This window comes from Pseudoduganella chitinolytica (assembly GCF_029028125.1).
Classification (GTDB): Bacteria; Pseudomonadota; Gammaproteobacteria; order Burkholderiales; family Burkholderiaceae_D; genus Rugamonas; species Rugamonas chitinolytica.
The window spans coordinates 2887962-2903937 of the sequence record NZ_CP119083.1 but is presented as its reverse complement, the minus strand read 5'-3'; the positions used below and the strand labels follow the sequence as shown (position 1 = coordinate 2903937).

Sequence of the window (15976 nt, the reverse complement as noted above, 5' to 3'; positions counted from 1 at the left end):
CCGGTCCGGCTTTGAAAGCTTCCCCAAAGTAGGCGTATGGTAATAAACTCACGCTTTATTCCAAACGACTTAGTCTTTATTTGCTTATATGCGTAAGGGGCATAAGCTTGCGCGTAAAATAACGGCTTAACAGTCGAGAACCCAATGAACCTCCATCAACTGCGCTTCGTCCGCGAAGCCGTACGCCAGAACTACAACCTGACCGATGCCGCCAAGGCACTGTTTACGTCGCAACCGGGGGTGTCGAAGGCCATCATCGAACTGGAAGAAGAGCTGGGTGTCGACATCTTCACGCGCCACGGCAAGCGCATCCGCGGCCTGACGGAGCCGGGCCGGCTGGTGCTGGAGTCCGTCGAGCTGATCATGCAGGAGATCGACAGCCTGAAGCGGATCGGCAAGGAGTACGCCGCGCAGGACAGTGGCAGCTTCACGATCGCCACCACGCACACGCAGGCGCGCTACACGCTGCCGAAGGTGGTGCAGGCCTTCATGCTGAAGTTCCCCAAGGTGCGCTTGTCTTTATTGCAAGGAAATCCCCGGCAGATCGCCGAGATGGTGCAGCGCGACCAGGCCGACCTGGCGATTGCCACCGAATCGATCGCCGGCATCGACGGCCTCGTCACGCTGCCTTGCTACCAGTGGGAACACGTCGTCGTGGTGCCGCCCGAGCATCCGCTGTTGAAGAGCAAGTCGGTCACGCTGGAAGAGATCGCGGCGTATCCCGTCATCACCTACGACAGCGCTTTTGCCGGCCGCAGCAAGATCGACCATGCGTTTTCCCTGCGCGGCCTGAAGCCGGACGTGCTGCTGGAAGCCATCGACGCCGACGTCATCAAGACGTATGTGGAGCTGGGCATGGGCATCGGCATCATCGCGGGCATGGCGTTCGACGCCGAGCGGGACCGCAACCTGCGGGCGATTTCCGTCGGCCACCTGTTTGGCATGAACGTGTCGCGCGTGGCCGTCAAGCAGGGCGCCTACCTGCGCTCCTATATATATACCTTTATCGAACTACTGGCCCCCACGCTGAACCGCAAGCTGATCGAGCAGGCGATGCGGGGCGAACACGAGAACTACGAGCTGTAATATGAACCAAGAGTTGTTGAATTACTATGCGGCCAGCGCGGCCGACCTGGAAAGCGTCTACGAGCAACCGGAGCGCCAGGCCGACCTGGCCGCCGTCAAGGACAAGGTGGCCGAGCTGCTGCGCGGCCACAAGGTGCTGGAGCTGGCCTGCGGCAAGGGCTACTGGACCAAGGTGATCGCCGCCACGGCAGCCTCCGTCCAGGCCACCGACATCAACGAAGACCTGCTGGCCGAGGCCCGCCGCGAGGCGCCGGAGAATGTGCTGTTCGTGCAGGCGGATGCCTTCGACCTGCCGGCCTCCGTCGGCCGCTACACCGCCGTGTTTGCCGGCCTGTGGTGGTCGCACGTGCGCCGCGAAAACCAGGAGCGCTACCTGGCGCACCTGCGTGCCCAGCTGGGCAAGGACGTGCTGCTGGTGCTGCTGGACGAGTGCTACGTGGACGGCGTCAGCACCGTGATTGCCCGCACGGACGTGGAAGGCAACACCTTCCAGCTGCGCCCGGTGGGTGGCGAACGGTTCGAGGTGCTGAAGAACTTCCCGACCGACAGCTACCTGCGCAAGAAGCTGGCGGGCGCGGTGCGGGAGATCCGCATCGAACGGCTGACGCACTACTGGCTGCTGACGGCACGGTTGAAGTAAAAAAGTCGCATCGCTTGTTGTAGCGCAGCAACAAGTTGCTGATGTCATATTGTTGAAGTATTTGGAAGGCAAGATACGCCGCGGTAGATCCACGGCGCCCGGAACGCGGTTGGACGTGGTTCCTGAGCCTCAACCTGAAACTTCAATAAGAGAACATCAAGTGAAAAAACTTACTCTCGCCGCCATTTTCGCCGGCAGCTTCGCAGCGGCAACCGCCCACGCACAATCGAACGTCACGATCTACGGCATCGTCGATGCCGGCATCGTCCGCGAAACGGGCGGCGCTGCAGGCGACGTGACCAAGGTGACCAGCGGCATCGGCAGCCAGTCGCGCATCGGCTTCCGCGGTGTCGAGGAACTGGGCGGCGACCTGTCGGCCATCTTCACGCTGGAATCGGGCTATCGCATCGACGACGGCTCGCTGGACAGCAGCAATACGCTGTTCAACCGCCAGGCCTTCGTCGGCCTGAAAAGCAAGTCGCTGGGCACGCTGACCATCGGCCGCCAGTACAACCCGCTGTACAACGCGATGAGCCAGGTAGCCGACCCGTTCGGCGCCGGCTACGCGGGCAACATCAAGAACCTGTTCCCGGCAGGCGGCGTCAACACCCGCGTCAGCAACGCGCTGGTGTACTCGACCCCGAACTGGTCCGGCTTCTCCGTCGACGGCCTGTACGCGCTGGGCGAGCAGGCGGGCGACAACACCGCCGGCCGCCAGTTCTCGATCGGCCTGAACTACTCGGGCAACGGCTTGAACGTGCGCCTGGTGCACAACAACCGCAACAACGACGTGGCCGCAACGAGCACCGCCGTGGGCGTGGACCGCGATGACGGCAAGAACACGCTGCTGGCCGCCAACTACGACTTCAAGGTCGTCAAGCTGTTCGCCGCGTACGAATGGGACAAGGGCCTGAACAGCTCGCCGATCCCCGTCGCCAACGCCTTTGGCCTGAGGACGCCACCGAAGCCATCGACCGACGCCAACGACGCGCTGATCGGCCTGACGGCACCGCTGGGCAATGGCACGCTGATGGCGTCGTACATGACCAAGAACGACAAGACGGTCGCCAACCAGGACGCGCACCAGTGGGCCGTCGGCTACTCGTACGCACTGTCGAAGCGCACCAGCGCCTACACGGCTTACGCGAAGATCAAGAACAAGAACGGTGCCGGCTACACCGTGGGCAACAACAACGAGGCGGGCAGCGGCGACGCGGCCTTCAACCTGGGCGTGCGTCACACGTTCTGATTGTCCGCTTCCCGGGAATCGAAAGCCGCCGGTGCAAGCCGGCGGCTTTTTTCGTTAGTGGGGCAGGTAAATCTTCAGGACAGCGGGCAGCAGCTGCGCCAGGAACACGGCGGTGATGACCCACATGATGATCGATGCCTTGGCGTCCGCGATGTCGGCCTTGGTGGCGTAGGTTGCCTTGATCACGGCCACGTCGGCCTTGATCGTCGCAACGTCATCCTCGAGTTTTTCCACACGTTTCAACATGGATTCATCCTAGGGCGGCCCGCCCCCACTTACAAGCCTTCGTTGTTTGCGCTCACCGGGGCCTGGTAACTGGTCGACGCTCATGATTACTCCGGTAACGGCAGGTGGATGGCGATGCGGGTACCGCGCGGGCTGCCGGTAATCGCGATGTCGCCCCGGATGGCCCAGACCCGCTCGCGCATGCCCAGGAGGCCGAACGACGCCGGCTTTTCCATGTCGGCCTGGGCGATGCCGCGGCCGTCGTCGTCGATCGTCACGTGCAGCATGCCGCAACCGCGCCGCAGCGCGATGCGGACGTGGCTGGCTGCCGCGTGGCGGGCGATATTCGTCAGCGACTCCTGCACGATGCGAAAGATCGCCGTGCTGGTGCGGTCGTTCAGCACCAGTTCGCTTTCGCGCGCTTCCAACTTGCAGGCGACGCCGTGGCGCTGCTCGAAGTCGTGGCGCAGCGACTGCAGTGCGAAGTACAGGCCGCCTTCGTCCAGCGCGCGCGGACGCAGGTTGCTGGCGATGCGGCGCAGCGACGTGATGGCGGACAGCAGGCGCTCGTCCATGCCCGTCATCAGCTCGCGCATGGCGGGGGTGGGCACCGGTTGCTGCAGCAGCAGGCTCATGTCGACGCGCAGCGTGGCCAGCAGTTGACCGAGGTCGTCATGCAGCTCGCGGGCGATGTACGCGCGTTCTTCCTCGCGGATGTTTTCCAGCGCATAGTCGGTGGCGCGGCGGCCGGCCAGGCGGGCGCGGGCGTCGGCCTCGCGCTGTTCGGCCGGGGTCGGCTGGCACACCGTCAGGCGCAGGGCCAGGCGGGCCGCCAGCAGCAGTGCCGCTGCCAGCAGCAATGGTGTCGTGCGCATGCGTTCTCCTTGGGCTGCGGAGCGCAGCCCTACGCCGACGACCGTAATACAGGAGCGGCGACGCGCCGTTGATCTGGCTCAGCAGCGCCGCATCGCTTACATCTGCTTGAACAGGTGCAGGAAGCTGCGGCTGACTTCGAGCTTGTCGGGGCGGCCCTTGATCATGACGAGGTGGCGACCGCGGATGTCGCGCGTCACGCCTTCGATGGCATTGACGTTGACCAGCGTCGCGCGGTGGATCTGCCAGAACAGCGCCGGGTCCAGTTCCTCGGCCAGGTCGCGCACGGGCTTGCGGATCAGTGCCTCGAACTTCTCCGTCTGCACGCAAGTATATTTTTCATCCGAGCGGAAGAACAGGATTTCCTCGACGGGGATCATGCGCAGGTCCTGGCCGATGCTGGCCTGGATCCACTGCAGGTATTTCGGCTTGGGCGTGGCGATCTTCTCGGCCAGTTGGGACAGCATCGCCGTGACGCTCGCATTGACGTCGCCGGCCGGCTTCGACAGGCGGTCCTTCAGCCGTTCGGCCGTGATCTTCAGGCGCTCCTGCTCGGGCGGCTTGAGCACGTAATCGACGGCGCCCCGCTCGAATGCTTCCACGGCGTAGGCATCGTAGGCGGTCACGAACACGACATGGCTCTTGTTGCCGATGGCCGCCGCCGCTTCCATGCCCGTCTTGCCGGGCATGCGGATGTCGAGGAAGGTGAAGTCCGGCTTCAGCTCGTCGACCAGGCTGATGGCTTCGTCGCCGTTTTTCGCTTCTCCCACGATGTCCAGGTCCGGCCATACCTGGCCCAGGCGCATGCGCAACTGGTCGCGCATCAAACGTTCATCGTCGGCTAGGATCGCAGTAGGCATGGTCGGCACAGTTAGGAGACAACGGGTGCCAATTATTCAATGAATCGCCGCCGGGCGCAATCATTTCGGGGGCTGCTGCGACAGCTGGTACGGCACCTCGATCGTGGCGATGACCCCGCTCGGACTGTTCGGCTCGATATGCAACTGGCCCTGGTCGCCGTGCAGCAGTTTCAGCCGCTCGCGGATTGTCAGCAGGCCGAGGCCGGTACCGTCGCTGGGCTTGGCGCCAAAGCCCAGGCCGTCGTCCGCGACAATGACGCGCAGCTTGCTGTGCGCCACTTCCGCGCGGACCTTCAAGGTGCCGCCTTCGGCCTTGCCTTCCAGGCCATGCTTGATCGCGTTCTCGACCATCGACTGCAGCATCATCGGCGGGAACGCGGCGCTGCGCAGGCCGTCGGGGATATTGAAGTCGATCGTCAGCCGTTCTTCCATGCGCATCTTCAGCAGGGCCAGGTAGGCCACGACCATGTCGGCTTCCCGGCCCAGGTTGGTGATCAGCGTGTTGTCGCGCATTTGCGGCAGCACGGCGCGCAGGTACTTGATCAGGCTGCGTTGCATGGCAGAGGCGCGCGGCGGGTCCGTCTCGATCAGGTGCTCGACGGAGGCCAGCGTATTGAACAGGAAGTGCGGTTCGACCTGGGCCTGCATCATCTGCATCTTGGCTTCCGACAGCTGGCGCTGCATGGATTCGCGTTCGGCCGCGGCATTGGCATACTGGGTCTGGGCCTCGGCCTTCTTCTTGCCACCCATCAGCGCCTTCATGCCGAACAGCGTCAGCACGAGCAGCGACACGAAGCTCTTGAACCACGTCGATGCCTGTTCGTGGTAGCGCGAGACCTTTTCCTCGGCGGCGTTGTCGACCGCCTTCTCCAGCGCATTCGACAGTTCCTCGCCGATCTGCGGCGGCAGCTCGATATGGACTTCCTCGCCGGGCAGGGCAGTGACGGCCGGGGCCGCCTTGGCTGGCTTGGCGGGTGCTGCGGGCGCGGCCGGAGCGGCGGGAGCGGCAGGTGCAGCAGCCACGGCGTCGGGCGCCTCGGGCGCATCGGGCGCATTGGGCGCATCGGGCACTTCGCCGGGCTCGGGTGCCTCCGGCGCTTCCGGCTCCTCGGGTGACTGTGCCGGCTCGGCCTCGGGGTTCTTGCGCAGCTTGCCGCCGCGCGGGTTGAAGCGGATACCGCTGTCGTCGATGACGATATTGGGCGCGTCCGCGTCCGTCTTGGCGCGCTTGTGCGAGCGCATTTCCAGGTCCTCGTCCATATTCGGCGAGAACAGTTCTTCCTGGAGAATGGACGCGGCAATCAGGGCCAGTGCCGCAAACAGAAAAAATTTCCACCAGGATAGCTGCGTAACCCAGGTTGCCGTCCGGTCGAAGGCTCTGTGCAGCCATGCCAGTACGGTCTTGAACGTCTCTTGTGCTTTGGGCGTGGGGAACATCTGCGGCTTTCGGTCTGGGTGGTCAGCAAGTGTAGATAACCTTACGCAAAGCTGTCCACCGCAGCGAGGGGCGTGCGACAGGTTGCATAAAGCCGGGAGTGGAAGGGCGATCGGTTAGATAGACCGTCGTCGCAAAATAGGGCTTGCCGGGCAGGGAGACGTTTGCTATAGTTCTGTCCCTGCCGCAGCGTAGTAGTAAAAACGAAACGACGCGACAGTGTGAAGCCTGGCAGTGCCGGGCTGAACGAAGAAGTAAGAGGGGTTGACGAGCTGCACGAAACACAGCATAATCTCATCTCTCTGCTGCTGACAAACACAACGCTTTGTCGCCGAACGCAGCAAACGCCTGAGGGCAGAATTCTTTAACAATCAACAGTCGATAAGTGTGGGCGTTTGATGTGAGTGTGCCCGGGGCTTCGGTCCCGATACTCAAAATATATAGCATCAAACGCTTGCACAAGTAATTAAACGTGACCTCGCAAGAGGAACGTCAGATTCTTGAGTGAGTGACCATGTCAGCAATGACATAAAACAGAGATTGAACTGAAGAGTTTGATCCTGGCTCAGATTGAACGCTGGCGGCATGCTTTACACATGCAAGTCGAACGGTAACAGGGAGCTTGCTCCGCTGACGAGTGGCGAACGGGTGAGTAATATATCGGAACGTACCCAAGAGTGGGGGATAACGTAGCGAAAGTTACGCTAATACCGCATACGATCTATGGATGAAAGCAGGGGACCGCAAGGCCTTGTGCTCCTGGAGCGGCCGATATCTGATTAGCTAGTTGGTGAGGTAAAGGCTCACCAAGGCGACGATCAGTAGCTGGTCTGAGAGGACGACCAGCCACACTGGAACTGAGACACGGTCCAGACTCCTACGGGAGGCAGCAGTGGGGAATTTTGGACAATGGGCGCAAGCCTGATCCAGCAATGCCGCGTGAGTGAAGAAGGCCTTCGGGTTGTAAAGCTCTTTTGTCAGGGAAGAAACGGGTGTGGCTAATATCTGCATCTAATGACGGTACCTGAAGAATAAGCACCGGCTAACTACGTGCCAGCAGCCGCGGTAATACGTAGGGTGCAAGCGTTAATCGGAATTACTGGGCGTAAAGCGTGCGCAGGCGGTTTTGTAAGTCTGTCGTGAAATCCCCGGGCTTAACCTGGGAATGGCGATGGAGACTGCAAGGCTAGAGTTTGGCAGAGGGGGGTAGAATTCCACGTGTAGCAGTGAAATGCGTAGAGATGTGGAGGAACACCGATGGCGAAGGCAGCCCCCTGGGTCAAAACTGACGCTCATGCACGAAAGCGTGGGGAGCAAACAGGATTAGATACCCTGGTAGTCCACGCCCTAAACGATGTCTACTAGTTGTCGGGTCTTAATTGACTTGGTAACGCAGCTAACGCGTGAAGTAGACCGCCTGGGGAGTACGGTCGCAAGATTAAAACTCAAAGGAATTGACGGGGACCCGCACAAGCGGTGGATGATGTGGATTAATTCGATGCAACGCGAAAAACCTTACCTACCCTTGACATGGCAGGAATCCCCGAGAGATCGGGGAGTGCTCGAAAGAGAACCTGCACACAGGTGCTGCATGGCTGTCGTCAGCTCGTGTCGTGAGATGTTGGGTTAAGTCCCGCAACGAGCGCAACCCTTGTCATTAGTTGCTACGAAAGGGCACTCTAATGAGACTGCCGGTGACAAACCGGAGGAAGGTGGGGATGACGTCAAGTCCTCATGGCCCTTATGGGTAGGGCTTCACACGTCATACAATGGTACATACAGAGGGCCGCCAACCCGCGAGGGGGAGCTAATCCCAGAAAGTGTATCGTAGTCCGGATTGTAGTCTGCAACTCGACTGCATGAAGTTGGAATCGCTAGTAATCGCGGATCAGCATGTCGCGGTGAATACGTTCCCGGGTCTTGTACACACCGCCCGTCACACCATGGGAGCGGGTTTTACCAGAAGTAGGTAGCTTAACCGCAAGGAGGGCGCTTACCACGGTAGGATTCGTGACTGGGGTGAAGTCGTAACAAGGTAGCCGTATCGGAAGGTGCGGCTGGATCACCTCCTTTCTAGAGTTGGCACGGATCAGCAATGATCGTGCATCAAACGCTCACACTTATCGACTGTCGAATGAAGAAGAAACAGTAGCACCGCTGGTATATGGTATCAACTAAGCGGGTCTGTAGCTCAGCTGGTTAGAGCACCGTGTTGATAACGCGGGGGTCGTTGGTTCGAGTCCAACCAGACCCACCACGTATCACCCCCAGGGGGATTAGCTCAGCTGGGAGAGCACCTGCTTTGCAAGCAGGGGGTCGTCGGTTCGATCCCGTCATCCTCCACCAAAAAGTTTAAACGTAAGCACGACGTGTCGTCTTTATGTTTAGTCTTTTAGAGACTACTGCTGTTTCGCTCTTTAACAATCTGGAAGAAGTAAAGTTTTATTAAGCGTGTGAGACATCACACACTTAGGGTAGTAGTAAAACTCATCAAACACAGTAGTAAATGCTTGAACCGATAGCCGTCAAGGTTATAGGGACAAGTGAATAAGTGCACATGGTGGATGCCTTGGCGATTACAGGCGATGAAGGACGTAGTAGTCTGCGATAAGCTACGGGGAGCTGACAAACGAGCTTTGATCCGTAGATTTCCGAATGGGGAAACCCACCCTTTTAGGGTATCACTCACTGAATACATAGGTGTGTGAGGCGAACGCGGCGAACTGAAACATCTAAGTAGCTGCAGGAAAATAAATCAACCGAGATTCCCAAAGTAGTGGCGAGCGAAATGGGAAGAGCCTGTACGTGATAGTCGGACTGATAGTGGAAGCCTCTGGAAATAGGCGCCATAGCGGGTGATAGCCCCGTACACGAAATCAGACCGGTGGTACTAAGCGTACGACAAGTAGGGCGGGACACGAGAAATCCTGTCTGAATATGGGGGGACCATCCTCCAAGGCTAAATACTCGTAATCGACCGATAGTGAACCAGTACCGTGAGGGAAAGGCGAAAAGAACCCCGGGAGGGGAGTGAAATAGATCCTGAAACCGTGTGCATACAAACAGTCGGAGCGGACTTGTTCCGTGACGGCGTACCTTTTGTATAATGGGTCAGCGACTTACATTCAGTAGCGAGGTTAACCATATAGGGGAGCCGCAGAGAAATCGAGTCCGAACAGGGCGCTAGTTGCTGGGTGTAGACCCGAAACCAAGTGATCTACCCATGGCCAGGTTGAAGGTGCGGTAACACGCACTGGAGGACCGAACCCACTAATGTTGAAAAATTAGGGGATGAGCTGTGGGTAGGGGTGAAAGGCTAAACAAACTTGGAAATAGCTGGTTCTCTCCGAAAACTATTTAGGTAGTGCCTCAAGTATCACCATCGGGGGTAGAGCACTGTTATGGCTAGGGGGTCATCGCGACTTACCAAACCATTGCAAACTCCGAATACCGATGAGTGCGAGCTTGGGAGACAGACGTCGGGTGCTAACGTCCGGCGTCAAGAGGGAAACAACCCAGACCGCCAGCTAAGGTCCCAAAGATTGGCTAAGTGGAAAACGAAGTGGGAAGGCTAAAACAGTCAGGATGTTGGCTTAGAAGCAGCCATCATTTAAAGAAAGCGTAATAGCTCACTGATCGAGTCGTCCTGCGCGGAAGATGTAACGGGGCTAAGCCAGTCACCGAAGCTGCGGATATCCGTAAGGATATGGTAGGAGAGCGTTCTGTAAGCCTGCGAAGGTGTCTTGTAAAGGATGCTGGAGGTATCAGAAGTGCGAATGCTGACATGAGTAGCGATAATGCGGGTGAAAAGCCCGCACGCCGTAAGCCCAAGGTTTCCTGTTCAACGTTCATCGGAGCAGGGTGAGTCGGCCCCTAAGGCGAGGCAGAGATGCGTAGCTGATGGGAAGCAGGTTAATATTCCTGCACCGTCGTATGATGCGATGGGGGGACGGATCGCGGAAGGTTGTCTGACTGTTGGAATAGTCAGTTTCTGGTTCATAGAAGGCGCTTAGGCAAATCCGGGCGCGGAATTCAAGGGATCGGGACGAGCGAACTTGTTCGCGAAGCAATCGGAAGTGGTTCCAAGAAAAGCCTCTAAGCTTCAGTCATACGAGACCGTACCGCAAACCGACACAGGTGGGCGAGATGAGTATTCTAAGGCGCTTGAGAGAACTCGGGAGAAGGAACTCGGCAAATTGGTACCGTAACTTCGGGAAAAGGTACGCCCCGGTAGCTTGGTCACTTTACTGTGATAGGGCGAAAGGGTTGCAATAAACTGGTGGCTGCGACTGTTTAATAAAAACACAGCACTCTGCAAACACGAAAGTGGACGTATAGGGTGTGACGCCTGCCCGGTGCTGGAAGATTAAATGATGGGGTGCAAGCTCTTGATTGAAGTCCCAGTAAACGGCGGCCGTAACTATAACGGTCCTAAGGTAGCGAAATTCCTTGTCGGGTAAGTTCCGACCTGCACGAATGGCGTAACGATGGCCACACTGTCTCCTCCCGAGACTCAGCGAAGTTGAAGTGTTTGTGATGATGCAATCTACCCGCGGCTAGACGGAAAGACCCCATGAACCTTTACTGTAGCTTTGCATTGGACTTTGAACCAATCTGTGTAGGATAGGTGGGAGGCTTTGAAGCGGGGACGCCAGTTCTCGTGGAGCCAACCTTGAAATACCACCCTGGTTTGTTTGAGGTTCTAACCTTGGTCCGTAATCCGGATCGGGGACAGTGCATGGTAGGCAGTTTGACTGGGGCGGTCTCCTCCTAAAGTGTAACGGAGGAGTTCGAAGGTACGCTAGGTACGGTCGGACATCGTGCTAATAGTGCAATGGCATAAGCGTGCTTAACTGCGAGACCGACAAGTCGAGCAGGTACGAAAGTAGGACATAGTGATCCGGTGGTTCTGTATGGAAGGGCCATCGCTCAACGGATAAAAGGTACTCTGGGGATAACAGGCTGATTCCTCCCAAGAGTTCATATCGACGGGGGAGTTTGGCACCTCGATGTCGGCTCATCACATCCTGGGGCTGTAGCCGGTCCCAAGGGTATGGCTGTTCGCCATTTAAAGTGGTACGTGAGCTGGGTTTAAAACGTCGTGAGACAGTTTGGTCCCTATCTGCCGTGGGCGTTGGAAATTTGAAGGGGGCTGCTCCTAGTACGAGAGGACCGGAGTGGACGAACCTCTGGTGTACCGGTTGTCACGCCAGTGGCATTGCCGGGTAGCTAAGTTCGGAAGAGATAACCGCTGAAAGCATCTAAGCGGGAAACTTGCCTTAAGATGAGATTTCCCGGAGCCTTGAGCTCCTTGAAGGGTCGTTCGAGACCAGGACGTTGATAGGTCAGGTGTGGAAGTGCAGTAATGCATTAAGCTAACTGATACTAATTGCCCGTACGGCTTGTCCCTATAACCTTGACGGTTACAGAGCATTTGCCTGTGTTTGAGATTTACGAGAACTACCCAACCTTACTTCTTCCAGATTAGTAGTCGCGTTGCCCTGTCGGGAACGAGACTACGTACAAGTCATGCCTGATGACCATAGCAAGTCGGCCCCACCCCTTCCCATCCCGAACAGGACCGTGAAACGACTTTGCGCCGATGATAGTGCTGCAACCAGTGTGAAAGTAGGTTATCGTCAGGCTGTTATACCGAGAAAAGCCCACCAGTGATCTGGTGGGCTTTTTTCATTTGTGCTCGCGAAATCAAACGCCGGTGTCAGGCGTAGCAACGAAGACTACCTGGGGTGCAGCAGCGGCCGGCGATGGAAACCAGGGTCAGTCCCGGCGGGACAGACCCTAAGCCGGTGGCGCTTGCGAGCCGCCGGTGTCAGGCACTCATCTTGGGTGCTGAGACCCGAAGATGAGTGCATGGCACCCAGGGTTCCCAGCGTCGCGACGAAGAGTACTTAGGGCGCAACGGCGGCCTGCGATGAAAACCAGGGTCAGTCCCGGCGGGACAGACCCTAAGCACGTGGCGCTTGCGAGTTCTACGCAGAGAACCCCCGTCCAGTGACCTGGCGGGGTTTTTTCATTTCTGGATCCTTTTCGAGTGCGCTATTGAAAACAGGGGTAGTCCCTCGAGGACAGACCCTGATCCTCATGCGCCGCGGGGCTGGACACAGGCGCCACGGGGGCGTCTCCAGGTCACCAGTTGGCGCGGTGACGATACACGGCCAACGGTTACGACGCCATGAGCCTGCCAGTGATAGCCTAGCGGGTAGTGGCAACCGGTGACACTCATGGGCTGTTCCCGACGACCCTGCTCGCCACATCGCGGGATCGCTCAGGCGTGGCGTCACCTACCTCTTTCATGCGGGGACGTTATGGAATCAATCCGGAAGAGCGCGAATCGGCAGCTCTTGCAGGCCCGGTCCGCAGGCTGGGAAACGGGCCGTCGGCGCGGGATCTGGCGCCGGGTCGGTGGCTTTGTCGCGTTTGCAACAGCGACCCTGCTGCTCTCGGCAACTGCGCCAGTCAGCGCGGGGCCGCGTGCAGTACTGGTCAGCAACGATTCGCAGCGCTGCCTGGACATCGCCAAGGGGAGCCAGGAGCCGCGCGCGCCGGCAATCCTTTTTGACTGCCACGGCGGCGCCAATCAACTATGGGAGTTCACCAGCGCCGGCGAGCTGAGAACGTTTGGCGGCGCCCGCTGCCTCGATATCCGGGGCGCCAGCGTCGAGCCGCAAGCGCTCGTCCAGTCATATCCATGCCACGGCGGCGCCAATCAGAAGTGGACCATGAGGGCGGACAAAACCATTGTCAATCCGAAGTCAGGCCTGTGCCTGACCGTAAAAGGCGGCGAAACCGCCAATGCCACGGGCATCGATACGTGGCACTGCCAAGGCACGCCACACCAGCAGTGGTCAATTGGCGGGTCGACGCCTCCGCCCACCGACACGCAGGCCCCAACCCCGCCCAGCGGCCTCGCGATCGCCGACCTGACGTGCAGGTCGGCCAGGCTTACATGGGAGCCTTCGACGGACGATGTCGGCATCGCTTACTACGATATCTATCGCGACGGTCAGGCCCTGGGCACGGTCAACGCCAGCACGCTTACTGCCCAACTCGTGCTGGTGCCTGGTGCGAACTGGGGCGTGTACGTCAATGCGCGTGATGCCGCGGGTAACGTTTCCCAGGCCAGCGCATCGCTACCAGTGAAAGTGCCGCAATGCCAGGCGGACACCCAGCCGCCGTCAGCTCCCACGGGTCTGCAAGGCACGGTCGCGGGTACCGCTGTCACGCTGAGCTGGACCACGTCCACCGATAACGTCGCCGTGGTCGCGTATGACGTCTACCGCAATAACATCCTGGTCGGCACGAGCACGACGCGCGGATATACGGATACCGGCTTGGCCGCCAATACGACTTACCAATACACGGTGGCCGCCCGGGACGGGCAAGGCAATGTGTCGGCGCGCAGCGCGGCGCTGTCGCTGACCTCGGGCAGTACCTGCACCGACGTGATCTGCTCGACAGTGGAAGTGGCGCGCGACACTGATATCCCGTGGGGCCTGGCCGCCCTGCCGGACGGCACGGTGTTCTACTCCCGTCGCGATGCACATGAGGTCGTTGCGCTCAATCCCGTGACCGGATCGAAAAGGAGCCTCGGTACCGTTCCCAATGTCCAGGGAACGGATGGCGAAGGCGGCCTGCTCGGTCTGGCCATACCGCCCGGCTTCCCCGACCAGGATTCCTGGCTGTACGTTTATCACACCAGCCCGACGGACAATCGTATTGTCCGCATCCGATATCGCAACGGGGCATTGGACGCCAGCTCGTTGGAGGTCCTGCTGAAGGGAATCAGCCGTAACAAGTTCCATAATGGCGGCCGCCTGCGTTTTGGGCCGGACGGCAAGCTCTATGCCGCCACGGGGGACGCCCAGAACGGCGCCTATGCGCAGGACGTTCGTCACCTCTCAGGCAAGATATTACGGCTGAATGCGAATGGCACGCCGCCGCCCGATAATCCATTTGGAAATTACGTCTGGAGCTATGGCCATCGCAATCCTCAAGGGCTGGCTTTCGACTCCCAGGGCCGGTTATGGGCGCAGGAATTCGGCGACACGCAGGATGAAACGAACCTGATCCAGAAAGGGGGAAACTATGGCTGGCCGAACTGCGAGGGCATCCTGTCCCGCTCCGGTACCGGCTGTGCGACGACAGGGTACCTGGCGCCAAAGTACACGTATCGAAATACGGAAGCGTCCTGCAGCGGCATGGCGATCGTCCGCGATGCGCTGTACGTCGCATGCCTCGCCGGCAAGCGCGTGTACCGATTCGACATCCGGGGCGACAATCTAAGCAATGCCCGGCAGTTCTTTAACGGTACCTACGACCGTTTGCGCACTCTGGAGCCGACGATCGACGGCAATATGTGGCTGACGAGCAGCGATGCCGCAGGAGACAAGGACAGCATCCCGAACAATACAGACACGGCGATGTACAAGATCATACTCAACCGTAACTGAGCGCTTGCGAGTGGCCGTCGCCCTTGAGCAGTCGTCCGGCTCGCTTGCGTTGGCCTGCAAGGCCTGGCATGACGGGCCACGGCCGCGAACATTGCGATTTTCTCCGGCTCACTCTGCCAGTCTTGCTGGCTATCGGCATGGAAGCTGCTATCGTGTAGTGATAGGTTCTTGCACCATCCAGTTCGTCGCAACTGAAAGGGGCGGGACGCAATGCTTCAGTACTTCTCCACCATGATGCTTGAGATGTACGAGGCGGCCGAACAGGCTGCTTATGCCGACTGTTCCTCGCTGTATCGGGCCATGCTTGCCAGAGTCCTGTCCTTCGACATCGCCGAGCTTGGCTGCGGATTCGTGGGCGAGCGGCGGCAATGTTACCGTCCGGCCGTCACGGCCGACCCTGTCGTACTGTCTTCCAGCTTTCATCTGGGCTTGCCGCCTCCGGTCGTGTGTAACGCGGTGCGGTTGCAGCAGCTGTTCGATCCCGGGCGACTGCTCGGCTATGCGCAGGGCCAGTCCGTGCGCCAGTTGCTCCTGCTCGGTTCCAGAGAGGCGCCGGGACAGTCGCCACACTGGCTGCTGCTGGGCCGTCAAGGCCGCCGCGCCTTCTCGGCGGGCGCCGCCATCTACATCATCGCGCTGTGGCCGCACTTATTGCGCTGCAAGCAGCTCTGCCAGCGGCGCTACCTCGCCAAGCAGACCAGTGCGTGGACCAAGGCCGGATTTGCCGTGATCAGTGCACATAGCGCAGTGGAGGCCTGCGACGGCGCGTTCGAGTGCCTGGCACAGCTGGAATGGCCGGGCTGCCTGCCCGGGACATTGCCAGCGGGGGCCTTGGCTGATCTACGCATCCAGGGCAAGTATGAGGGGCGGTTCACCCGTTGGTCGATCGAGCGCGGGCCTGGCGAAGCGTTCCTGTGCAGGGTTATCGAGCGAATGCCGGCCGACTTGCTGACGCCGGCAGAAGCGGTGACAGCCCGGCACTACGCGCAAGGGCGTACGCACGGCGAAATAGCTGCCCTGCTGGGTGTCAGCAGCAATACGGTACGGACCCACATCGCCCACGTGTTTTCCAAGCTCGACATCCACCGCAAGTCGGAACTGCCGGCGCGGCTGCGCTAGCAGCCCCGTCCCGTCGCG

Annotated in this window: 9 protein-coding genes, 2 tRNA genes and 3 rRNA genes; 10 read left to right on the top strand and 4 right to left on the bottom strand. The window is 59.5% G+C overall.

The genetic code is table 11. The features are described from left to right. Positions 1-144: 144 nt before the first annotated feature. From PX653_RS12875 to PX653_RS12865, 3 genes are all read left to right on the top strand, one after another. The gene (locus PX653_RS12875) at positions 145-1086 is read left to right on the top strand and encodes a CysB family HTH-type transcriptional regulator (RefSeq protein WP_277418246.1); all 942 of its coding nucleotides are present in this window, start codon (positions 145-147) and stop codon (positions 1084-1086) included. Position 1087: 1 nt separating this feature from the next. Further along, complete coding sequence (locus PX653_RS12870; protein ID WP_277418245.1) at positions 1088-1726, top strand: class I SAM-dependent methyltransferase; 639 nt, start codon at positions 1088-1090, stop codon at positions 1724-1726. Positions 1727-1886: 160 nt separating this feature from the next. Next, positions 1887-2975 carry a porin gene (locus tag PX653_RS12865; RefSeq protein ID WP_277418244.1) on the top strand — a complete coding sequence of 363 codons (1089 nt, stop codon included), beginning with the start codon at positions 1887-1889 and terminating at the stop codon, positions 2973-2975. Between the two features lie 54 nt (positions 2976-3029). Here PX653_RS12865 and PX653_RS12860 read toward each other — a convergent pair whose 3' ends face one another. From PX653_RS12860 to PX653_RS12845, 4 genes are all read right to left on the bottom strand, one after another. Beyond that, complete coding sequence (locus tag PX653_RS12860) at positions 3030-3221, bottom strand: hypothetical protein (protein WP_277418243.1); 192 nt, start codon at positions 3219-3221, stop codon at positions 3030-3032. Positions 3222-3307: 86 nt separating this feature from the next. Next, complete coding sequence (locus PX653_RS12855; protein WP_307731062.1) at positions 3308-4075, bottom strand: sensor histidine kinase; 768 nt, start codon at positions 4073-4075, stop codon at positions 3308-3310. Positions 4076-4171: 96 nt separating this feature from the next. Further along, positions 4172-4933: a LytR/AlgR family response regulator transcription factor gene (locus PX653_RS12850; protein WP_277418242.1), complete on the bottom strand. Its 762-nt coding sequence runs from the start codon at positions 4931-4933 to the stop codon at positions 4172-4174. 60 nt (positions 4934-4993) lie between these two features. Further along, the gene (locus PX653_RS12845) at positions 4994-6370 is read right to left on the bottom strand and encodes a sensor histidine kinase (protein WP_277418241.1); all 1377 of its coding nucleotides are present in this window, start codon (positions 6368-6370) and stop codon (positions 4994-4996) included. 540 nt (positions 6371-6910) lie between these two features. Between PX653_RS12845 and PX653_RS12840 the strand changes: the two genes are divergently transcribed. The 7 genes from PX653_RS12840 (at position 6911) to PX653_RS12810 (ending at position 15958) form a co-directional block, all read left to right on the top strand. Continuing rightward, positions 6911-8441 (top strand): 16S ribosomal RNA (locus tag PX653_RS12840). Positions 8442-8548: 107 nt separating this feature from the next. Further along, positions 8549-8625: transfer RNA gene (locus PX653_RS12835), tRNA-Ile, on the top strand. A 13-nt stretch (positions 8626-8638) separates the two neighbouring features. Next, positions 8639-8714, top strand: a tRNA-Ala gene (locus PX653_RS12830). 191 nt (positions 8715-8905) lie between these two features. Continuing rightward, a 23S ribosomal RNA gene (locus PX653_RS12825) occupies positions 8906-11778 on the top strand. Positions 11779-11900: 122 nt separating this feature from the next. Beyond that, positions 11901-12013: ribosomal RNA gene (gene rrf, locus PX653_RS12820) — 5S ribosomal RNA — on the top strand. Together the 16S, 23S and 5S rRNA genes with 2 tRNA genes alongside form the textbook arrangement of a ribosomal RNA operon. Positions 12014-12694: 681 nt before the next feature. After that, a complete protein-coding gene (locus PX653_RS12815; protein ID WP_277418240.1) occupies positions 12695-14839 on the top strand; it encodes a PQQ-dependent sugar dehydrogenase in 2145 nt (714 codons plus the stop codon). A gap of 210 nt (positions 14840-15049) precedes the next feature. Beyond that, positions 15050-15958 (top strand): response regulator transcription factor, encoded by a 909-nt coding sequence (locus tag PX653_RS12810; protein WP_277418239.1) that lies wholly within the window; start codon positions 15050-15052, stop codon positions 15956-15958. The last annotated feature ends 18 nt before the right edge of the window (positions 15959-15976 follow it).